This is a genomic window from Serratia marcescens, from assembly GCF_001902635.1.
Taxonomy (GTDB): domain Bacteria; phylum Pseudomonadota; class Gammaproteobacteria; order Enterobacterales; family Enterobacteriaceae; genus Serratia; species Serratia marcescens_F.
In genome coordinates, this window is sequence record NZ_MJAO01000002.1 from 180,995 (window position 1) to 201,471 (window position 20,477).

The window sequence follows — 20,477 nt, forward strand, 5'->3', positions numbered from 1 at the left end:
GATCAGCGACACCCCAGCAAACGCATGAATTCCTGCGCCAGCGCCGCCCCCAGCCTTTGACGGTCGGCGTTGGGATTGACCATGACGTCATCCACGGCGCCGTGCATGCCGTGATACATCAGGATGGCGGTCAGATGCGGGTTATCCAGCCGCCAGGCCCCCGCCGCCGCGCCGTCGTTTAAAATCGTCAGGATCTGTTCCAGCACGGCATCACGATCCTGATTGCCTCGGGTATGATAATGATGATCGTGATACAACGCGTCGTGCAGTTCCATGCCTTCGAAATAGGTCGCCACGCCGGCGTCACACCAGGCTCTCAGACGCGCCAACCAGTCATCCGGCGCACACTCATCGATAGCCAGCTGAATTTTCTCGATGAAGTGATTGGTGAAACGTATACGTAATGCAGACAACATTTCGTTCTTGGACGGGAAATAGTGGTAGAACGTCCCTTTGGCAACGTTGGCGTCGCGGACGATATCGCTGATGGTGGTCGCTTCAAAACCCTTTTCGATAAACAACTTCTGCGCCGCATCCATCAGTTCGTCCAGGCGCACTTCCGCCGGTTTGGTACGAGGCTGTGTTTCTTTCATCTTTTCTTTTGTCTTCATATCAACGTCCACTGGGAGCCCAGCGGCCATCGTAACCAATGTTGTTGCCATTGACCAGCCGGCCTGGCGCAGTGAAATCAATATTCACACTCCATTGACCGACGGTCAGTCATAATATAAGGTGAGAATAGTTTTCACTATCACTACCCTCTGAATAAGGAGCCCCTTTATGTCCGGTATGCGCAGGATTTCGCTCGTTGCCGCCATCTGTCTGGGTACATTTATGGCGTCGCTCGATATCAGCATTGTCAATGTGGCACTGCCCACCATGCTGGAATCACTGCAAACCGACATGTCGGGCCTGCAGTGGGTTGTTGACGCCTACGCCCTTTGCCTCTCTGCGTTGATTCTTTCTTCCGGCCCGCTGGGTGACCGATTTGGCCGCAAGCGCATTTGGCTCTGCGGCGTGGCGTTATTTACCCTCGGTTCGATCGTGTGCGCATTCGCCACCAGTCTCGGCATGCTGTTGACGGGCCGAGTGATCCAGGGCATCGCCGGCGCCGCCGTGATCCCCGGCGCGCTGTCTCTCTTGACCCATGCTTTTCCGGAAGAGCAATTGCGCACCCGGGCGATCGGTATCTGGTCCTCGGTCAATGCCCTCTCTTTGGTGATTGGGCCGGTTCTGGGGGGGCTGCTGGTGCACACCACCGGTTGGCCGGGCATCTTTTGGATCAATATTCCGGTTGGGATCATCGCACTGGTGTTGGGGGGCTGGGGGCTGCGGGAAAGCTCGCATCCGGAGCAGGCCGCGCTCGATCCGCTTGGCCAGGGGTTGAGCATCTTGTGGCTCGGCGCGCTGACCTATGGGTTGATTGCCGCCGGCGAATTCGGCTGGCACAGCGCACAGTCACGCTTTCCGCTGTACGCCGCCCTGGTGCTGTTTGCGCTGTTTCTCTGGGTGGAAACGCAGGTCAAACGCCCTTTGCTGCAGTTAAGTCTGTTTCGTCACGCCGACTTTACCGGCTATAACCTCGCCTCTTTCGTGCTCGGCTTCTCCGCTTACAGCAGCGTCTTCTTCGTGTCGCTGTTTCTGCAACAGGCGCAAGGCTGGAGCCCCGCCGACACCGGCTGGCGCATGGCGCCCGAATTCCTCGCCATGGCGCTGGCCGCTTCCGGTTTCGGCCGCCTGTCCGCCAAGCTGAGCGTGAACTCTCTGATGATCGCCGGCTACGGCTCGATGGGCATTGCCCTGCTGTTGCTGACGCAGCTGCATGCCGATTCGCCTTACGCCCTGGTGGCGCTGTATTTGGCCTTGCTCGGTTTCGGCATGGGCTTGTCGATGCCGGCGACCAGCGCATTGGTGATGCGCACCGTCGAGCCGCAACGCTCTGGAATGGCGTCAGCCACGATGAACGCGCTGCGACAAACCGGCATGACGCTGGGCATCGCCTTGCTGGGCACGCTGATGAGCATGAAAGCGGTCACGACCTTGACCGCGGCTTTGCAAACGCAAGGGGTGGAACAGGCAGCCGCAATCGCCCGGGCCGCAGTGATCGAACAACAGCAGACGGCCGCCGACGCGTTGAGCGCGAGCCGCCTGCAAGATCTGACGCATAGCGCCTTCGCCGGCGGTTTCGGGATCGCCATGCTTTGGGCCGGGTTGCTCAGTATTGCGATGACCGTCTGGCTGCTGATCATGCTTCACCCGCGTTTTCGTCTGCATACACAGGCCGAGAACGCCGCACTGAGCAAGTCACCTGAACGACTGAACGAGGAATAAACATGACGAAATTACCGGTCGACCCGATCGAAGAATTGATCGCTTTCGCTTCGCAGGTCGATGCTTGCATGATTCCCCCCGCCGTCTTGGCATTCCAATGCAAACGGCTGATGGATAATCTTGGCTGCCTCGCCGCCGGGTACGATCAAAGCGGCGTTGACGCGGCGCTGTCGTTGGCCCGGCGCTGGAGCGGCAACGCCGAGGCCAGCATTATCGGCAGCGAGGAGCGCCTCGCCGCACCGCAGGCGGCATTCGTCAACGCCGTGCGCGCCCGTGCGCTCGACTATTGCGACGTCCTTTCCCCCGGTTGGCACCCCAGCTCCTCGGATATTCCGGTGGCGTTGGCGGCGGCGGAACTGTCGGGCGCTTCCGGCCTGGACATGCTGGCTGCATTGGCCGTTGGGCAAGATTTTGCCCAACGCATCAATCTCGCCGCACAGGCGAACGGCTTTTTCTATCGCGGATTCGATTCGAATATCCTCGGTCTGTTTTCCGGTGCGGTGATCGCCGCCCGCTTGCTGCGCCTGGATCAGCAGGCCTTTGCCGACGCTATCGGCCTGGCGTTCGATTTCGGCATCGGCACCTTCCAACACTACCAGGACAAAACGTTGGCGGTACGCATCAGCCAGGGGTTGGTGGCGCGCCATGCGCTGGAAGCGGTCATGATGGCGCAGGCCGGCATAAGCGGCCCCAAACGCGTCCTGAGCGGAGAGAACGGCTTTTTTAATCTTTATGCGCCGGGTGAACCCGACCTGGGGTCATTAACTCGCCAACTGGGCATCGCCTTTCTGGGTGAAGAAGCCACCTGCTTCAAACTGTACCCGCATTGCAGCATTCTGCTGGCGTTGACCGAAACGCTCTTGAACGACGGGCCGCACCGGCAGTTGTCCGCTCCCGAACGGGCGAAAATCACGCTGCATGCGTCACCGACCATGCGTATGGTGTGCGGCGCGCCCTATGAGCCGCAGAAAACGGCCGAAATCGACGCGCAATTCAGCGCGCGTTATATCATCGCCAATGCGTTGCTGCGCGGCCAGGCCAGCGCTCGCGAATTCAGCGCCGACTTCGCGATGGAACCGACGGTCGTTGCACTGGCGCAACGTATCGAAGTTCATGAACAAAACGCTTTCGAACGGTTTGACCGCTTCGAACTGCATATCACGCCGGAACAAGGCGATACGCTGCGGCTTGAAGCGGAGTTCGGCCGCGGTTGGCCGGAGAACCCGGCGGACCTGCAGGATATCCGGGAGAAATTTCTTCGCTGCTGCGCGCAATCGCCTAATCATGGATTGCGGCATAATGCGCAAGAACTGATGGCCTGCATCGAGAATCTGGTCGAAGCGCCGTCCTTGCATGCCTTGTTGGCCGCAACGCGCGACGTTCGCTAGCCAACAGAGTGCAAATGAACGTGTTGTGACGGCTTACCCGGCGAACCCCGCCGGGGTTAAACCGGCGATCAGCGCCTGCAATAAGGCGCTGACCTTCGGCTGAGCACGGCGGCTTTTCAGCCAGACCACATTGATTGGCAGGCCGTCGGTCGCCAGATGCGGTAACACCTCGACCAACGTCCCCGCTTCTACCTGCCGTTTGACCAGCCAGGTCGGCAATTGAGCGATGCCGTGCCCCGCCAGCACCGCCGTCAACTGCCCCTCCGCATCCCCGATAGCCACCCGCGCCGCCAGCATTCTTTTCTCTACCGGCTGCGTGCCTGTGCCCGAGAAATGCCAGGGTGTCTGCACACCGTCGTTTTCCTGGTACAACACGCAGTGATGATGCGCCAATTCGTCGGCGGTAGTGGGCTCGCCATGCTTTTTCAGGTAACCGGGCGCCGCGCAGAAGATATGCCGCTGCGCGCCGAGGTAATGATGCCCCACCGCGTTCGGCCAGACGTCCGAGCCGCCGATGCGCACCAGAATATCGATGCCCTCGCTGACCGGATCGGCAAAACGGTCCGAAAACGTGATATGCGGCACCAGCAACGGATGGTCCGCAATAAATCGCAGGATCGCCGGCAGCGCATGTAAACGGCCGAAGGAGGCGGGAAGATCGATGCGCACCCTGCCGCGTGGCTCCGCGCTTTCCGCCTGTATCGCCAGCTCCGCCTCTTCCAGCTCGGCCAGCACGCCGGTGCAGGTGCGATAAAAATGGGCGCCGGCGTCGGTCAGCGACAGCCGCCGTGTGGTGCGGTGGAACAGCCTGGTCTGCAAGCGGCTCTCCAGCCGGGCGATCCCTTTGCTGACGGCGGAGCCGGTCAGGTTCATGCGCTCCGCCGCCAGCGTAAAGCTGCCCATATCGGCCACGCAGACAAACAGACTGATCCCTTTTAGACGTTCGGAAGAAAACATGCCTTCACCTTATTGATGAATTAATTTCCGCCAACTTGATAATTTATAGCGCAAATCGTGATTTTTATTCCGATAGACTTTCCCTCGAAGCGATAGAAACCGCAAGAGGTGTGTTATGAAAAGCAATAAACCCAAGATCCTGATCACCGGCGCCACCGGCCAGATAGGCGGCGCCACCCTGCGTCTTTTGCAATCGGAGACGGCGATCGAACCGGTCGCCGCCGTGCGCTCTGCCGCCAAGGCGGCGCCCTTCGCCCAGCGGGGCATCCGCACCGTGTTGCTCGATTTTGATCGGGAAGAAACGCTGGCGCCGGCGCTGGCCGGCATCGACCGCGTATTCCTGGCCACCGGTTACACGGTGGACATGCTGCGGCAAAGCAAGGTGTTCCTCGACCAAGCGCGCCAGGCGGGGGTGCGGCATGTCGTGCATCTCGGCGCCTGCGGGCGCGACGACACCACCGTGGCGCACTGGGCCTGGCACCAGCTCATCGAATGTTACATCGAAGGAGCGGGTTTTTCTTTCACCCACCTGCGGCCGGAGTGTTTCATGCAGAACTTGCTCAACTACGACGGCGTGCCGGCGGTGAAAAATGGCGTGATCCGGCAATATACCGGCGACGCCCCATTCAGCTGGGTGGACGGCGACGATGTGGCGCAGGCGGCAGCGCTGGCGCTGCTGCACCCCGAGCTGCACGGCGGCAAAACCTACCGTATGGGCTATGACGTCAAATCCTATGGCGAGATCGCCGCCATAATGACGGAAGAGCTGGGACAGCCGTTCCGCTATGAAGCGCAGGATCCGCAGATTTTCCTGGAAGAGATGCGGGCGATGGGGGCCGAGATGGCCTATATGCGCTGCGTCTACGACAATTTTCGCCGCATAGCGGCTCGCGATATCCCTGGCGTCGAAGACGTTTTCGATAATTTCCCGCAGATCGCCGGAAGAGAGCCGATGCGGCTCAGGGCGTTTATCCGCAAACACCGTGACAGTCTGGCCTACTGAGCCGCGCAAGGTTCGCCTGGAAAACCCGGCGAACCTTTTCTGCTCCCTGCCGCTGCGCCGTTACAGCATCCATTCGATCGGCAGCCAACCGGCCACGGTAAGAACAATGCGTTTTACCCAGCCGGCGCCGGGCTCTTGCTGATGCACTTCGGTGTGGCCGTCTTCGAAGGCTTCGTTCCACACCATTTTGCCCTCGGGCGTCAATGTCGGCCGGTAGGCGGCAAACTTGAGCGGGCCATCAAACAGCTGTCGGGTGTCGGCCGCCAGCGCCGGACTGTCGATCAGAAACCCCATTTCGCAGTTCAGGTGCGCCGAGCGTGGATCGAAGTTAAACGAGCCGATAAACACCCGCTTATCGTCGATGGCGAAAGTCTTCGCATGCAGCGCCGCACCGGACAGCCCCAGCGGCTTGAGCTCCTGCCGCCCCGTCGGTTGGCCGGCGCGCAGCTTCAGTTCGAACAGCTCAACGCCCGCCTGCAGCAGCGCCCGCCGATATTTGGCGTAGCCCGCATGCACCACCAGCACATCGGTCGTATTCATCGCGTTAGTCAATACGCGAATGGATTTACCCTGCCTGGCGAGCGATTCAAAGTATGTCGCCCCCTCCCGGCCCGGCACGAAATAGGCGGACACCAGATCCAATTGCCGGCCGACGCCGCCGATGATCTTGCCCAGCTGCGTCACCATCAAATGATCGTGCGACGCCTTGCCCAGCCCCTTCACCGGATCGTCGGCCACCAGCTGCACCGTGGTGAATTCCGGCTGCGCGGCGCCATCGCGAAAACGCACCGCGCTGGTTTCCAGCTGCACCGCCAGTTTGCGCGCGCGCTCGCCGGCTTCGGTGTCGGCGGCCTGCGTCAGGAATGCCGAAAGGTTGCCGTCGCGCCCGATAATTTGCTCAACCCCGTACACCGAGGCGCTGTTCCAGTAACGATCGAAGACATCGGCGGTCTCCGCCACCACCTTGCCGACGCTCAGCACGTCGAGATCGAGGAAATAGTTTTCGTCACCGACCTGGAAATATTCATCGCCGATGTTGCGGCCACCGATGATCGCCACGGCGCCGTCGACGATGTAAGACTTGTTGTGCATGCGCCGGTTCATGCGCATAAAATCAAAGGCGTAACCGGCCAGCTTAGGCGTGCGCACGGTCGACGGGTTGAACAGACGGATCTCGACGTTGTTCTGGGCGTTCAGCGCCGCCAGGGTATCGTCCATCGCGACGCCGTTATCGTCCAGCAGCAGTCGCACGCGCACGCCGCGCTGGGCGGCGTCATACAGGGTTTTCAGCAGGATCTGCCCGGAGGTATCGTTATGCCAGATGTAGTACTGGGCGTCGATCGACCTTTCCGCCATCCGCGCCAGCGCCAGGCGGCTGGCGAACGCATCGTGCCCGCTGACCAAAGGCAGCACGCCGCTCAGGCCCGGATGCGCCGCCATCAGTTCGGCGGCCCTGGCCGGCAATTGGGCGCTGGGATCTGCCGGCAACGCCATTTGCGGCAAACGCTGAGAAATATCCGGCAAACGAAAGATGACTCTTGCCGCAATAATGGCGATCGTCACGGCGATAATCAGATACACGACAATTTTTATCACGGAAAGCGGCCTCGAAGTTGACTGCTTTGCTTTATACGTCATTAGGTTGCTTCAATCTATAAGAGAAGCGCGTCATCTCATGCGGTTATAGCGTAAAGCGCGAAGGCGAAACGCCAAACAGTTTTTTAAACGCCACCGAGTAGGCGCTGTGGCTTTCGTAACCGCTTTCGAAGGCCGCATGAATGATCGAGTTGCCGGCCAGCAACAGCGGAATGGATGACAGCAGCCGCAGGCGCTGTTTCCACTGGCCGAAGGTGATCCCGGTCTGCTGGCTGAAATGGCGTTGGAAGGTTTTCGCGCTGATCGACAATGACTCCGCCCAGGCATCAATGCTGCGATCGTCGGCCGGTGTGATGACCAGCTGCCGGCAAATGTCGGCCATTCTCGCCTCGGCCGGCCAGGGAAGGTGCAGCGCCAACTGCTGCTGCAGGCACAGCTCTTCCAGGAACAGCGCTCTGAGCAGCGTATTGCGTTGGCTCTCGGCGTCCTCCGGGGCCATCGTCGTCACCTGCGCGATCAGTTCCCGCAGCAGCGGCGACACCTGCAACACGCCGTCGCGCAGCGGCAAGCGCGTGGCGGTGAGCTCATCGACGAAGACGCCGTAAACGCAGGTGTTGCTCTGCATGACGATCTGATGCTCCACCATCGGCCGCAGCCAGACCGCGGTGGTCGGCGGCACGATCCAGCGCCCGCTGCCCGCCTCGACGGCCATGACGCCCTGCTGCGCATAGAGCAAATGACAGCGTCTGTGCGTATGGGAAGGAATAACGAAACCCGCCGGATAGTGTTTCACCAGCCCCGTCACCTCGAACGGCGAATTCTCGTAACCGCTCAGATCGATGCTTTTCGTCTCGGCGTTGTCTACCTCGTATCCCATGCCCGTTTGTCCCTTTTGATAAAGCGAATGTCTTTTATTTGATAGAGGGGCCGCATCATCCTCCATATAGTGACGTTCTCGCAAGCCACACCAGGGTCCTATGCGAAGAAAGTCATTGTTTAAGCCATAATTTCATCGTTCTGCGCTCTATCGAAGGCGGTGACATTGCGCATGCGCGGCGCAATGGCGGCATGTTGCGGGGGCGACGGTTGCCGTTAGTGATGGAAAGGGAAAGCGCGGCGGTATTATCAGGAGGTGGTCGCATTTATCGGCAGGAAGCTCAGCCTGGGGGGGCGGCTCGATGCTGAATGGATATGGAGAGCGCCTAGTCTCTCCGCTATCCATTATCACTCCGCTATCAGCGCGCCAACTCGGCACCATCCAGCTCGGAAATCGCCAGACAAATCACTTCCGTTATCGCCTGAACCGTATAGGCGGTATTGGCAGGGATAATTAACATCTCATGAGGCTGCAACGTCTGATCGTCGACTTTCAGTTCGCCGCTCAGGACCATCAGTTTCACCCATCCCGGATGGAAGCGCGCCGGCTGCCGGCTGCCCGCATCCAGTTTCAATAACGCCGTATGACCAGGCGTCTCCCGTTTCAAAATGTGATAGTGCACCCCATCGTAAGGCATGTTTTCGTAATGCAGTGACGCCAGTGTTCTCTTATGCATGCTAAGTGTCCTCGTAACCGGTGAGCAGCTGCTTCGCTTTCGGGCGCCCGATCAACGTATTGGCGGATATCCTTACCGAAAGCACAGGCCCGCAGCCTCTTGGCGAACGGATTTACTGTCGTACTTGCAGCGGCTGAACCCGCCGCCGTTTCATGCCTAACCTGCCTCAGGCATGCTAATAAATATATAAGAGCCTCGCCGACGGCGCAAAATTCCGCTGCAACGTTGAGCGTATATTCATTTCCCGTCGTCAAATCGCTCGGGGCGATAAGCGTGCGGAATGGCAGGATTGACGCCATACAGCAGCTCGTCGCTGATCAACCGGCCAAGCGTCGGCGCGCACATCACTGCCGGGTGCATCACCGCCACATAGAGCCGGGTAGCGCCCAGTGGCCCGATGATGGGATAACCGTCGCGCGGCCGGGGCCGCATCCCCACCGAACACGCCTGCAGTTGCAAGGGTGCCGTATCCGGCAGGCGGTTTTTAATCGCCGATTGCGCGTCGTTTTCCACCCGTTTAACCTCCCCCTCCGGCAGGTAATCCTCCGCCGCCAGCAGATCGCCGTTTTGCGTATGGCGCACTTCAACGTCATCGCCCGCAATCAGCGTGTTCACTGCCAGTGCCGCTGCACGATAGCGTAACAGAATCGCCGGCGACGCCTCGATCGGCAGCGAGAACCCACTGCCATCCAGCAGTGCGGAGATTCCCGTGCCGCAGGCGAGCACCACCCGATCGGCGGCAATCGCGCCTTCCTCGGTAACGATGCCGATTATCTGCCCCTCTTCACGCAAAAATCCGGTGACGGTTCGCCCCAGGAGCAACTCCCCGCCCCACGCGCTAACGCACTCGAGCAACCGCTGTGTCACTTCTTGCGGATCGACGGCGCCGTCACGCGCCGCAAAATAGGCTTGGCTATCGGGCTGCCTGAGCCCCGGTTCCAGCGCGTTCACCTCGGCGGAGGGCAAAAGCCGATTGTCGGGGTTTTGCGTCGCCGGCGCCTGGCCATAGCTGAGCGCGCCGGACCAATTCACCCAGAGATCCGGGATCTCCTGCGCCAGGCGCATCCAGTCAGCGACGATCTCGCGCCGCAGAAACGCGTCGGGAGCGCCCTCAGGCACGCCTTCGCTGATCCAGCCAAACGAGCTGCCTGTGGCCCCCGCCGCGGGATGCGCCTGCTCAACGACGACAACGTGCTGCCCCTGGCGCGCGAGATGATAGGCGACCGATGCCCCGACAATCCCGGCGCCCACGATAACCATGCGTGATGATGTTCCATTCATTTAATGATGTCCGTACCTCATTTCAAGTGCTGCCGCCAAAGCAGGCAGGCCGCCAGACAGGCTACTCCACCGCCGCAGGCCAATACGGCATAAGACGTGCTCCAGCTCTGGGTGGCATCCATCACGACGCCAAAAGATAAGGGGGAAAACGAACCGATGCCGAACCCCAGTAACGATCGCCAGCCCATCACGCTGCCAAGCTGTTGCGGCGGCACGTTATCCGCCATTGCGGCAGAGAGTACGCCGGAGTCACCGAGGATAAAGAAGCAGCCTACGCTGACCGCCAGCAACGTCCAACCCGTTCCCCAATCGGCCGACCACCCCATCATCAGCGATCCCAACGCGCCGGCGGCGCCCATAAACATCAGCACCGATGCGCGATTGAAATAGTCGGAAACGGTGCCGACGATCAGCGTAGCAAACATGCCGGCCAGGTGGATCACCGCCGCAACGATCAATCCGGTGCTGAGCGGATCCAGAGAGAAACCGCTCAACGCCTCGCTGACCAGGCTGGGTGCCCAGGCCCAGTTGCCGAGCAGTTCCCAGCTGTGGGCGATATACCCGACCAGCAACAGCAGCGTCGCATAGGTGATAGCATAGCTTTCACGTTTCGTCTGCCTCCCCAGCGTGCGCGGCTGCGGCTCCTGATAACCGACCAATGCCAACGAACCGGCCAGCGCCCCCAGCAACGCGCCGACGGCGCACAGAGAGAACGCCACGCCGGCTCCCCAGCGCATGGCACTCCAGCCGGCAATGAAGACCGACAGAAAATACCCCAAAGAGCTGGCCGCCAGTATCATACCGATGGCATAACCACGCCGGGCCGGGCCGTTCATCCCCATCGCCAACAGCAGCGCCGGCGTATAGGCGCCCCCCTGCGTCAGACCGACGAAGGCCATCAACGCCAGCGCCCCGACATAAGAGTGGGCAAACACGGCGAACAGCACCAACGCGATGGCACCCAGCCAGGAAAACAGCAGATAAACCCGACGCGCGCCCAACGAATCACACCACCAGGAAGCCACCAGCAAAGCCACCGCATTGGTCAGGCTGAACACCGTCTGCACCGTGCCGGCGGAGGCGGCGTCGAGTTGCCATTCGTTTCTGATGGTTGGCAGCGCGCCGGCGAACATCATGGTGCCCAGACAGAGGCCCGCCCGGCTCGCGCAAAGCAAATAAAAAGCCCGCATTTCAGCGCCGTCCCCCCGCCAACCACAGGGTGAGGATAACGCCACTAACATAAACGGCCGATGACCAGGAGCATCGCATGGCAAACTCAGCAATCAGAGAGAAGTGCATCATAATAGTGAGCAAAATCAAAGGCTGACAAACGATCTTTCCTCCCTCATTTGGTTGAGCTAGACTCAACCTATGAAGAAAGTTCACTCCCTGCCTCACTTGCCCGCTTTCGAAGCCGCCGCGCGTCTCGGCAGCTTCAGCGCCGCTGCAGATGAGCTGTTTCTCACCACCGGCGCGGTCAGCCGCCACATTCGCAGCCTGGAAGAACAGCTGGGGATCACACTGTTTTATCGCGGGCACAAGTCGGTACGTTTGACGCAGGCCGGTGAAAACTTTTCCCGCACCGCCTCCCGGGTGATAAGCGAACTGTTTGCCGCAGAAAGCGCGCTGAAAGAGAGCGCCGGCCAGCAGCGGCTGGTGGTACACAGCCTGCCGACATTCACCATGCACTGGCTGATGCCGAAGCTGGCGGCGTTCAATGAAATCTATCCGGGGGTGGCGATTGATATCACCACCGGCATCGGTGCCGTCGATCGCAACACGCCGTTTGACGTAGCGATCAGGCGCGATCCCGCGCATTTCTCCGGGCTGAAAGCGATCCCCTTCCTGCAGGAAGACAGCCTGCTGGTCTGCAGCCAGAGTTATTTGCGCGCCATGCCGGTCAACGCACCGGGCCTGCTTGCCGGACACACCGCCATCCGCATCCGCGCCCGTGAGGATTTGTGGCACAGCTGGTTGAATGCCTACCCGATGGCGCTGGACGACTCGCCGCCGCCGCTCACGCTCGATCATACCTTCGCCGCTATCCAGGCGGCCGAGGACGGCCTGGGGCTGGCCGTCGTGCCCTACCTGTTCTGCGCCAAACATTTGTCGTCCGGCCGGCTGGTGTCGCCTTTCCCGGCGTTGACTATCCGAACCGGCGTCTATTCCCTGCTGCTGCGCGATCGGGACGATGAGGTAGTGAGAAAATTCGCCGCCTGGCTGCAGACTTTCGGCGGCTAATTGGGGACGATCTTGCGCAACAAACCGTAACGCGCTATCACCCACAGCGCCATCAACCCGGACACATGTACCGCCGTGTTAAAAAGCCAATGCTGTGTCCAGAGATCAAAAGTCACGAACTGGCTGATGAACAGCACCAGATAGACATGGATGATGAAGGTATACAGCGAATTTTGCCCCAGCACGATCAAGAACCAGCCGGCGACCCTATTGATAGGCTGCCAGCAGACGGTGAGCAGCCAATAGGCGCTGGCGATCAGGCAAAAATCATTCAGGATGCGTACGGGCCCCAGCGCATTCTTGGCGGCAAGGTGCTGATAAAACCAGTTGAATTCCCCCGCCGGGATCACGTGCATCATCAGCGCCGGCGGCATAAAGGGATTGGTATGGTTCTGTGCGACGAACAGCATGACCAAAGCCACCGCCGCCATAGCGCAGGCGGTGACCTTGCCCATACGCGTTTTGGCCAGTGACGCGATCTCCTCTTTATACCACCCGCAGCACAGGCCCAATACGTAGATTAACTGCCAGGCCAGGAACGGAAATGCGAACTCGAACTCCGCCGAAGTCATTGGCATGCCGCTGATCTGGTAATAACCGTAAGCAATGAGCGACAGCGCCAAAAGCCAGGCCACTCGGCCCGAATTCAATAGCCAGAGAAACAGCGGGCTGAGCAACAGCAGATAAAAATAGAGCCCCAGGATTTGCGTTTGATGCGGCCCGATCTGCAAGAAAATAATCTCGTTTAACCAGGCCTCTTTGACCTGCTCATTAATTGGGTACATCGAATACACCGCGCCAGAAAAGCGGTCAACGAAGTGCGTCACCTCAAAGGTATCGATAAAGTCCAGCGTTTTTAGCAGTAGAATACTTATAATAATAACGATATTAACGAAATAAAGCTTCACCGCCCGCCGCACCAAGGAATAGGCCACCGTCAACATGGGTTCGGTTTGTAACTGCCGCCGTTTCATATTACCGAGAATAAATCCGGACAAAATAACAAAACCTTCCGCCCCGGTGGTTAACCCGAACCGTTCCCAGGTGAAAATATTCAAAATCGACATGATCTCTACATGCGCCACCACCATCATCACCAGCGCGACGCCGCGCAACATGTCGATGCGTAAATCGCGCTTTCCGGTGGCGACATAGTGAATCGCCGTCGCTGGATAGTGGTCAACTTGCTGTAAATTCATGCAGTTATCCCATGATAATTCAGACTGAAAGACATCGAAGCGCCTTTTGATTGCGTGTGTTATTAATTAAGATTTAAATCTATAACTCACTAATCTTTTATTGCCGCCACGGCACCTAGGAATTTTAGATGAAAAATTAAATTTATCCGCCCGAACCGCGTTTTTTACGATGCTATTATGAATCTGGCAATCATATAAAAAAGAAAGAGATGCGCTTTTAATTTTAAGGGCGCTGGCTTGCTAATCCTTCACCCTTAACTAAACTCTCTATCTATATCACAACCTCCTTGCCGGGAATGAAATGCATGGCGCATTTTTATTTTTCATCTTTTGAAAAAAGGAGCCCCCCTGCACCGCTAAAAACCTCGCGGGCAATAGAGTTCCTTTGGCAAATTCTTGCCGTTGCCGCCCTGGTGGTCGGCGCCAACTACATTCGCTGGCGTTGGATGGCGTCGCTCAATTATGATGCCTTATGGTATGCCGTTCCGTTGGTGATTGCGGAAACCCTGGCCTATTGCGGTACGATCCTGTTTACCATCAATCTGTGGCAAGTGCGCGACGTCAAACGCCGGCCGCCGCCGAGCGACATTCGGCAATGCCTTGAACCCGATGACGAGGTAGCCCCCCGTCCGGTAAAAGTCGATCTGTTTATCGCCACTTACTCCGAAGATACCGAACTGGTCAGGTTGTCGATTCAGGACGCCAAGCGAGTGACCTACCCCTTCCCGCTGGATTACCGCATACATGTGCTGGACGACGGCAAGCGTCCTGAGATGCGGCGCGTCGCTGAACAGGAAGGCGTAAATTATCTGTCGCGCGAGAACAATATCGGCTTTAAGGCCGGCAATCTGCGCAACGGGCTGGAGCATACGGACGGGGATTTTATCGTCATCTGCGACGCCGATACCCGTGTCTTCCCGTCCATTCTGACCGATACCCTGGGGTATTTCCGCGATCCTCTGGTGGCCTGGGTGCAAACGCCGCAATGGTTTTACGATCTGCCCGCCGGTAAACGTGTGCCGCAGTTGCTGAAGGACAGGTTCGGACGACCCGGCCATATCGCCGGACGCGCGCTGGAAGGGCTCGTCGGCCCTCTCACCGTCGGCCACGATCCCTTTTTCAACGATCCCAAAATGTTTTACGACGTGATACTGCGCCGCCGCAACTGGGCCAACGCCGCCTTCTGTTGCGGCGCGGCGTCGCTCCATCGGCGCGAGGCGATCATGCAGAGCGCGCTGCGCAGCTATGCGCACGCCGTCGAAACGGAAATCGATCGCTATACCCGCGACGTGACGGATGTCGGGCTGCGCGACGAGCTGGGCCGGGCGATGAAGCCCCAGGTTGCGTTCGATACGGAATTGACCCCCTATAAATTCCACGTGTCGGAAGATATTTACACCTCGATCGTGCTGCACGGCGATCCCGAGCGGCGCTGGCGTTCCGTCATGCATCCTGAGGTGGAGTCGCGCATGCTGTCGCCGCAAGACTTGTTGACCTGGATGATCCAGCGCTTCAAATATGCGGCGGGCTCGTTGGACATCCTGTTGCACGATGCGCTGTTCAGCGCGAAGAACTTCAAACTGAGCCTGGCGCAAAAACTGATGTACGGCACCACGTTCTGGTCCTATCTGGCCTGCATGTGGAATACGGTGTTCCTGATCTCGCCGTTGATCTATCTGTTTACCGGCATTCCGCCGGTTTCTGCTTACTCGCTGCCCTTCTACCTGCACTTCTTGCCGTTCTTCCTGCTGTCGGAGCTGGCTTTCATGTTCGGCACCTGGGGGATCTCCGCCTGGGACGGCAAAGCCTCCTACCTTTCACTGTTCTCCATGAATCTGCGGGCGCTGGATACGGTGCTGCGCGGTGAGAAGATCAAATTCCACGTCACCCCCAAAGAGCGCCAGCAGGGCAACTTCCTGACGTTGGTCAAACCGCAGCTGGCCATCATCGCTTTGACGTTGCTTGGGCTGTTGTGGGGGGGCATACAGCTGTATCTCGGCAGGGTTAACGACCCGTCCGGCTACGTGATCAACATTTTTTGGGGGGGCGTTAACATCATCGCCATGCTGCCGATGGTGCTCGCGGCCCTGTGGCGCCCCGCGCCGGAAACCCCTTCCGAGCAGCAGGAGGCCGGATAAACATGGCGTGGAAGCACTCATTGCTGCAGGCGCGCAGCTATATTGCGGTGATCATCGGCTTCCTGCTGGCGTTCGGCGTCGTGGTGTATGTCGAGACCCACATGCCGCCCGCGCCGGCGGAAAGCACCGAGCTGGCGCTGAGCGCCGATTTCCCCACGCTGCCCGCGCCACGGGCGCTGACCTTCGATGAAGCGGTCTGGGCGCGCATCGCCTGGCAATATTTCATCAACAATACTCAGCCTAATGGACTGGTGAACGCCATCGACAACCAGCCCTATACCACCATGTGGGATACCGGCAGTTATCTGATGGCGGCGATCAGCGCGCAACGTCTTGGGATCATTACGCGCGACGAGCTGAATGCGCGGGTGAATGCCGTTCTGACAACGCTGTCGTCGTTGCCCCTGGCCGACGGGCAACTGCCGGCGCTGTATTACCATACCCAGCGTTCAGTCAGGCTGAACAGCCTCAGCCAAAATGAAAACCAACCCGATTGGTCGGCCGTCGATATCAGCCGTTTGTTGATGGCGTTGGATATCGCCGCCTGGCTGTACCCGGAGCAGACCGAGGCGATCACCCGCCTGACCGCGCCCTGGCAGTTCGACGCCTTGTTCATGCAACAAGAGCCGCAACAACCGTTGAATTTCCGCGTGGCCAAAAAATGGCTGCTCGTCACCCAAAGCAACCGCGGCAGTTACGGTTACCAGCTTTACGCCGCCAACGGATTGCGCCGCGTGAGCCCCCTGGCCGGCATCGTACTCAGTTCGCAACAGCCGTCGCCGCACGCCATCAGCATTGACGGCATCCGTATACCCTACGACAGCCTGGTTAAAATCGGCAAGGTCGATCATCCGGTCGTCACCACCATGCCCTATTTGCTGACCGGCCTGGAGGCTGGGTTCGACATCAACTCGGCGGAAATCAGCTGGCGGGTGATGAAAGTGCAGGAAAGCCGCTATCGCAGCCACGGCGATTACGCCTATGTGAACGCCGATTATGAAGAGCAATTGCCCCGCTTTATCGACGAGACAGTCATCAGCCGTTTCCCGGCGCTGATCGACAAATCGCGTGCGGAGATCAAAGAAGCGGCGCTACAGCTGTCAACCAAATCGGTGTTCGGTTGGTACGCCCTGTTTCGCACGCCGTGGAGCGACGAGATGCGCCGCCGCGCCGGCGTCTTGTTCGAGCCGGGGCGCGGCTGGTATGACGGCATCATCGCCGCCAACGGGCAGCAGAGCCGGATGATCGGTGCCAATACCAACGCCCTGATATTGGAAAGCCTGGTCTATATCGCGCAAGGTCCGCTGTTCTGCCAAAACTGCGCCCCCGCTTCCCCTTTGAATCTCGCCGACGGTCAACGGCCGTAACCAGTCATAAGGAGCCATTATGCCTCACCATTATCTCATCAGGCCGTTTGTCACGCTCGCCGCATTAATCCGGCGCGTGCTGTGCGGCTGCTTGTTGTTGTTGCTGATGGCACCCGCGGCCGTAGGCGATACCCAGTTGCCCGCCGCCGCCTATCCGCAGCGCCACGGCGACCTGACGCCGCGCGAGCAAGCCATGGCGGCCAAGGCCTGGCAATACTTCGTCACCAACTACCAGCCGGCTACCGGGCTGGTCAACGCCGTCAACAACTACCCGTCGACCACCATGTGGGACAGCGCCTCCTATCTGGCCGCGCTGACGGCCGCCCGCGAACTCGGCCTTATCGACAAGGAGCAGTTCGATCAACGTCTGATCAAGTTTCTCGCCACGCTGAACACCGTGCCGCTGTTCCAAAATCAGATGCCCAACAAGGCGTATAACACCATCACCGCGCAAAAGGTCGACTACCTCAACAAGCCCGGCGAGATCGGTTTTTCATCCATTGATATCGGCAGAATGCTGCTGTGGTTGAAAATCATCAAAGAGCGCTATCCCGAATTCGCCAATGACATCGACAACGTCGTGCTGCGTTGGGATTTCAGTCATATCATCGACGATTGCGGCACGCTGTATGGCGCGAACCTGGACGCCAACAAACAGCCGGTCTATGTGCAGGAAGGCCGGTTGGGTTATGAAGAGTATGCCGCCAGCGGTTTCCAACTGTGGGGATTCTCCACCTGCCAGGCTTCCCGCGCGGAGCCTTATCAACTGGCGGAAATCTACTGTGTTCTGGTGCCCTATGACTCGCGCGATCCGCGCACCACCAGTCAGCATAACTACGTGGCCACCGAACCCTATGTGCTGCACGGGCTGGAGATGGGCTGGGACACCAGCGACGATCGCAGCGCCGATCTCGGCAAACACAGCCATCCCTGGATGCAAGACTTCGCCAATCGGGTCTATCAGGTTCAGGAAAACCGCTACCAGATTACCGGCCGCCTGACGGCGCGTTCCGAACACCAGCTCGACCGCGCGCCGTACTTCGTGTACGACACGGTCTATTCCGACGGTTTCGACTGGAACACCATCACGGATAAGGGGGAGTACGTGCCGGACACCGCCGCTATCTCCCTCAAGGCGGCGCTCGGGATGTGGAGCCTGTGGCAATCCCCGTATACCGATCGGCTGCTCGACGTGATTGAGAATGCCAATGAAAAAGACAAAGGCTTCTACGAAGGCCTGTATGAAAACGGCGCCGGGCCGATCCGTGAGTTCACCGCCAACAACAACGGCATCATGCTTGAAGCCCTGCTGTTCAAAAAGCAGGGCCGCCTGTTGAAGTTCAATACCAATGACCAAAGCAACAGCAAGTACGCGCCGGCGCTGTGGGATAAAACGCTGGTGAACGTGTTTGACGACAAAAACACGCCGTTTAACCGGCCTTTCATCACGCCGGACGCCAACCTGAAAACCTGGTGCCAGCAAACGGGGGTCGCGCTGCGCAACGCGCCGTCCTGCAAAGCCTGCAAATGTCCGCAGTGTCAGAATGACGCCCCCATGAAACTGCCTCCGGTAGCGACATCATGCTTAAAACCCTAACGCTGATCGTCTCCATCGTCGTTGCGCTCGCGCTGGTCGTACTGCTGGGCGTCATGGCACGCCCTGACGGCGCCGGCCCGATGTGGGAACGCTGGCAGCATCAGTCTCGTCGCGGCGCACTGACCGAAGAACAGCGGCAATGGGCCGAGGTCGCCTGGCGCTATGTGCAAAACAACACGCAGCCGGGAACCGGGTTGGTGAACGGCAAAGATCGCTACCCGGTCGTCTCGCTGTGGAACATCGGCGACAGCCTGATTGCAGTGACTGCCGCGCGGCGTTTGAACCTGATCCCGCAACAAGAGTTCGACGCCCGCCTGGCGGCGCTGCTGACGACGCTCGATCGTTTGCCTTTAACCCGCATCGGAGCGCCGGGCGCGCTGTACGACGCCGCCAATGGCACATTCAGCCAGAACGGCGCCACCACCAGCGAAGCGCAAGGGATGGCGCGCTTGCTCGGCGGCATGCGTCTCACGGCGCAAAGCTTTCCCGAATACCGCACCTTTCTTGAACGCATCGCGCTGCGCTGGAACTTCTGTGAACTGCTGAACCAAGACGGGCAGCCGCTTGACGGCCGGGCGCAAAACGGCGATTGGCGCAGTACGGCGGCCGTCGATGTCGGTTACGCCGACTACAGCCGCGCCGCTTTTGGCTTGTGGGGGTTTCCGCATTCGTCAACGGGGGCAACGCCGCACAAAACGGCGATTATCTATGGCGTGCCTGTCGAGGTGACGGCGCGCGATCCGCGCCTGACCGGCGCGCCCGCCGGCATCGAAAGCACCCCCTACTTGCTCACCGGCCTCGAGATGGGATGGGCAGCGCCTCATTCCGGCAGTGACAGCGACGCCGGCGTGATGCAGCGTGCGCAGCGTCTTTACCAGGTGCAGGAAATGCGCTGGCGCCAAGAGAAAATCCTCACCGCCCGGGCGCAATATTCACGCAGCAGTGCACCGTGGGAGGTATATGACAGTCTGTTCGCCAACGGCTATCCCTGGAATACCCTGGCGGACGACGGCCGTTACGCGCCCGAGCTGGCGCTGCTCTCGACCCGCGCCATTTTCGGCCTGTGGGCGCTGTGGGATACCCGCTACACCGACGCCCTGATGCAGCTGGGGCGGCTGCATCAGGATGACAAACGCGGGTGGTTCGAAGGCCGTTACGAAGCGAACGGCGGCTATAACACCACCTTCACCCTGACGACCAACACCGTCGTGCTGGAAGCCTTGCTGTTCAAACAGAACCGCGGCCCGCTGCTGCAGGCGGCGCTCCAGGACGGTTATCTCGATGCGCGCATGAAAGACATTTTCAATTGGCCTCGCCACTGTTTGCCGCAGGAGCGTCATCCGCTCCCCAGCGCAAAAGGAGGATGACATGGGGATTAATTACGAGGAATTGTTCAATAACAGCTACAGCCGAATCACGCAGGGAGACAAAGGCGATCGGTTTTTCGCCCATTTTTATGCGTTGTTCATCGGCAGCACCGAAGATATCAACACGCCGGGCAGCATCGCCCAGCGGCTGGAAAAACAAAAAATCATCTATAAAACCTTTTTCTATATGCTTTCGGTCGCCAACACCCACATCGTGGCGGATTATTTGGTGCAGGTGACGCAGGAAGGCAGCCCGCAAAGCCTCAATCTGCCGCCGTCGATTTATGCGCTGTGGCGCAGAGCCGTGCTGCAAACCGTGCGCGATCTCGATCCCGAATGCGATGAGGAGATCCTGACCGCATGGGCCATCGTGCTGGCACCGGGCCTGGAGTTCATGCGGCGCCAGGCCGAACTGCATCACAATCCCGCCGCGCAATCGGGGCTGCCAGGATGAACAAG

General features: G+C 59.4%; 17 protein-coding genes. 9 read left to right on the forward strand and 8 right to left on the reverse strand.

Annotated features, from left to right (window positions below; translation table 11 throughout):
• Nucleotides 1-2: 2 nt before the first annotated feature.
• Nucleotides 3-611 (reverse strand): TetR/AcrR family transcriptional regulator, encoded by a 609-nt coding sequence (locus tag BHU62_RS02490; protein WP_073529105.1) that lies wholly within the window; start codon nt 609-611, stop codon nt 3-5.
• A gap of 169 nt (nt 612-780) precedes the next feature.
• On the opposite strand from BHU62_RS02490, the gene BHU62_RS02495 reads away from it, so the two are divergent.
• On the forward strand, nt 781-2,331 hold the full coding sequence (locus BHU62_RS02495; RefSeq protein ID WP_073528994.1) for an MFS transporter: 1,551 nt from the start codon (nt 781-783) through the stop codon (nt 2,329-2,331).
• A 2-nt stretch (nt 2,332-2,333) separates the two neighbouring features.
• Nucleotides 2,334-3,719: an MmgE/PrpD family protein gene (locus tag BHU62_RS02500; RefSeq protein ID WP_073528995.1), complete on the forward strand. Its 1,386-nt coding sequence runs from the start codon at nt 2,334-2,336 to the stop codon at nt 3,717-3,719.
• Nucleotides 3,720-3,752: 33 nt separating this feature from the next.
• Here BHU62_RS02500 and BHU62_RS02505 read toward each other — a convergent pair whose 3' ends face one another.
• Nucleotides 3,753-4,676, reverse strand: coding sequence for a LysR family transcriptional regulator (locus BHU62_RS02505; protein WP_073528996.1), 924 nt, complete (start codon nt 4,674-4,676; stop codon nt 3,753-3,755).
• 115 nt (nt 4,677-4,791) lie between these two features.
• On the opposite strand from BHU62_RS02505, the gene BHU62_RS02510 reads away from it, so the two are divergent.
• Entirely contained in the window at nt 4,792-5,679 is an 888-nt protein-coding gene (locus BHU62_RS02510) for an NmrA family NAD(P)-binding protein (RefSeq protein WP_073528997.1), read from the forward strand.
• A gap of 60 nt (nt 5,680-5,739) precedes the next feature.
• Here the strand turns inward: BHU62_RS02510 and BHU62_RS02515 are convergent, their stop codons facing one another.
• The 5 genes from BHU62_RS02515 to BHU62_RS02535 all read right to left on the reverse strand — a co-directional run bounded on the left by BHU62_RS02515 (nt 5,740) and on the right by BHU62_RS02535 (nt 11,299).
• A complete protein-coding gene (locus BHU62_RS02515; RefSeq protein WP_078061994.1) occupies nt 5,740-7,275 on the reverse strand; it encodes a phospholipase D family protein in 1,536 nt (511 codons plus the stop codon).
• Nucleotides 7,276-7,360: 85 nt separating this feature from the next.
• Nucleotides 7,361-8,152 carry an AraC family transcriptional regulator gene (locus BHU62_RS02520; protein ID WP_073528999.1) on the reverse strand — a complete coding sequence of 264 codons (792 nt, stop codon included), beginning with the start codon at nt 8,150-8,152 and terminating at the stop codon, nt 7,361-7,363.
• A gap of 358 nt (nt 8,153-8,510) precedes the next feature.
• Nucleotides 8,511-8,828 (reverse strand): cupin domain-containing protein, encoded by a 318-nt coding sequence (locus tag BHU62_RS02525; RefSeq protein ID WP_073529000.1) that lies wholly within the window; start codon nt 8,826-8,828, stop codon nt 8,511-8,513.
• A 237-nt stretch (nt 8,829-9,065) separates the two neighbouring features.
• Nucleotides 9,066-10,109 carry an NAD(P)/FAD-dependent oxidoreductase gene (locus BHU62_RS02530; RefSeq protein ID WP_073529001.1) on the reverse strand — a complete coding sequence of 348 codons (1,044 nt, stop codon included), beginning with the start codon at nt 10,107-10,109 and terminating at the stop codon, nt 9,066-9,068.
• Nucleotides 10,110-10,126: 17 nt separating this feature from the next.
• Complete coding sequence (locus BHU62_RS02535) at nt 10,127-11,299, reverse strand: MFS transporter (RefSeq protein ID WP_236720595.1); 1,173 nt, start codon at nt 11,297-11,299, stop codon at nt 10,127-10,129.
• Between the two features lie 181 nt (nt 11,300-11,480).
• Here BHU62_RS02535 and BHU62_RS02540 point away from each other — a divergent pair, with 181 nt between their 5' ends.
• Entirely contained in the window at nt 11,481-12,350 is an 870-nt protein-coding gene (locus tag BHU62_RS02540) for a LysR substrate-binding domain-containing protein (RefSeq protein ID WP_073529002.1), read from the forward strand.
• On the opposite strand, the gene opgC is transcribed toward BHU62_RS02540, so the two are convergent.
• The gene (gene opgC, locus BHU62_RS02545; RefSeq protein ID WP_073529003.1) at nt 12,347-13,549 is read right to left on the reverse strand and encodes an OpgC domain-containing protein; all 1,203 of its coding nucleotides are present in this window, start codon (nt 13,547-13,549) and stop codon (nt 12,347-12,349) included. The two genes, BHU62_RS02540 and opgC, sit on opposite strands and share 4 nt — an antisense overlap.
• Before the next feature lie 305 nt (nt 13,550-13,854).
• On the opposite strand from opgC, the gene BHU62_RS02550 reads away from it, so the two are divergent.
• From BHU62_RS02550 to BHU62_RS02570, 5 genes are read left to right on the forward strand one after another with little or no spacing between them, the layout of a single operon-like run.
• Nucleotides 13,855-15,687, forward strand: coding sequence for a glycosyltransferase (locus BHU62_RS02550; RefSeq protein WP_073529004.1), 1,833 nt, complete (start codon nt 13,855-13,857; stop codon nt 15,685-15,687).
• 2 nt (nt 15,688-15,689) lie between these two features.
• Nucleotides 15,690-17,054: a DUF3131 domain-containing protein gene (locus BHU62_RS02555; RefSeq protein ID WP_073529005.1), complete on the forward strand. Its 1,365-nt coding sequence runs from the start codon at nt 15,690-15,692 to the stop codon at nt 17,052-17,054.
• A gap of 19 nt (nt 17,055-17,073) precedes the next feature.
• Entirely contained in the window at nt 17,074-18,651 is a 1,578-nt protein-coding gene (locus BHU62_RS02560) for a DUF3131 domain-containing protein (RefSeq protein ID WP_073529006.1), read from the forward strand.
• Nucleotides 18,636-20,018, forward strand: coding sequence for a DUF3131 domain-containing protein (locus tag BHU62_RS02565; protein ID WP_073529007.1), 1,383 nt, complete (start codon nt 18,636-18,638; stop codon nt 20,016-20,018). The genes BHU62_RS02560 and BHU62_RS02565 overlap by 16 nt, the downstream gene beginning before the upstream one ends.
• A gap of 1 nt (nt 20,019) precedes the next feature.
• Nucleotides 20,020-20,472 carry a Globin gene (locus BHU62_RS02570; RefSeq protein WP_073529008.1) on the forward strand — a complete coding sequence of 151 codons (453 nt, stop codon included), beginning with the start codon at nt 20,020-20,022 and terminating at the stop codon, nt 20,470-20,472.
• Nucleotides 20,473-20,477: the final 5 nt, after the last annotated feature.

Coding starts and splice junctions, on each gene's coding strand:
- BHU62_RS02525 (WP_073529000.1), bottom strand. CDS start 8,828: ATGCATAAGAGAACACTGGCGTCACTGCATTACGAAAACATGCCTTAC.
- BHU62_RS02570 (WP_073529008.1), top strand. CDS start 20,020: ATGGGGATTAATTACGAGGAATTGTTCAATAACAGCTACAGCCGAATC.
- BHU62_RS02540 (WP_073529002.1), top strand. CDS start 11,481: ATGAAGAAAGTTCACTCCCTGCCTCACTTGCCCGCTTTCGAAGCCGCC.
- BHU62_RS02535 (WP_236720595.1), bottom strand. CDS start 11,299: ATGCGGGCTTTTTATTTGCTTTGCGCGAGCCGGGCGGGCCTCTGTCTG.
- BHU62_RS02510 (WP_073528997.1), top strand. CDS start 4,792: ATGAAAAGCAATAAACCCAAGATCCTGATCACCGGCGCCACCGGCCAG.
- opgC (WP_073529003.1), bottom strand. CDS start 13,549: ATGAATTTACAGCAAGTTGACCACTATCCAGCGACGGCGATTCACTAT.
- BHU62_RS02500 (WP_073528995.1), top strand. CDS start 2,334: ATGACGAAATTACCGGTCGACCCGATCGAAGAATTGATCGCTTTCGCT.
- BHU62_RS02555 (WP_073529005.1), top strand. CDS start 15,690: ATGGCGTGGAAGCACTCATTGCTGCAGGCGCGCAGCTATATTGCGGTG.
- BHU62_RS02530 (WP_073529001.1), bottom strand. CDS start 10,109: ATGAATGGAACATCATCACGCATGGTTATCGTGGGCGCCGGGATTGTC.
- BHU62_RS02490 (WP_073529105.1), bottom strand. CDS start 611: ATGAAGACAAAAGAAAAGATGAAAGAAACACAGCCTCGTACCAAACCG.
- BHU62_RS02560 (WP_073529006.1), top strand. CDS start 17,074: ATGCCTCACCATTATCTCATCAGGCCGTTTGTCACGCTCGCCGCATTA.
- BHU62_RS02565 (WP_073529007.1), top strand. CDS start 18,636: ATGCTTAAAACCCTAACGCTGATCGTCTCCATCGTCGTTGCGCTCGCG.
- BHU62_RS02550 (WP_073529004.1), top strand. CDS start 13,855: ATGGCGCATTTTTATTTTTCATCTTTTGAAAAAAGGAGCCCCCCTGCA.
- BHU62_RS02520 (WP_073528999.1), bottom strand. CDS start 8,152: ATGGGATACGAGGTAGACAACGCCGAGACGAAAAGCATCGATCTGAGC.
- BHU62_RS02505 (WP_073528996.1), bottom strand. CDS start 4,676: ATGTTTTCTTCCGAACGTCTAAAAGGGATCAGTCTGTTTGTCTGCGTG.
- BHU62_RS02495 (WP_073528994.1), top strand. CDS start 781: ATGTCCGGTATGCGCAGGATTTCGCTCGTTGCCGCCATCTGTCTGGGT.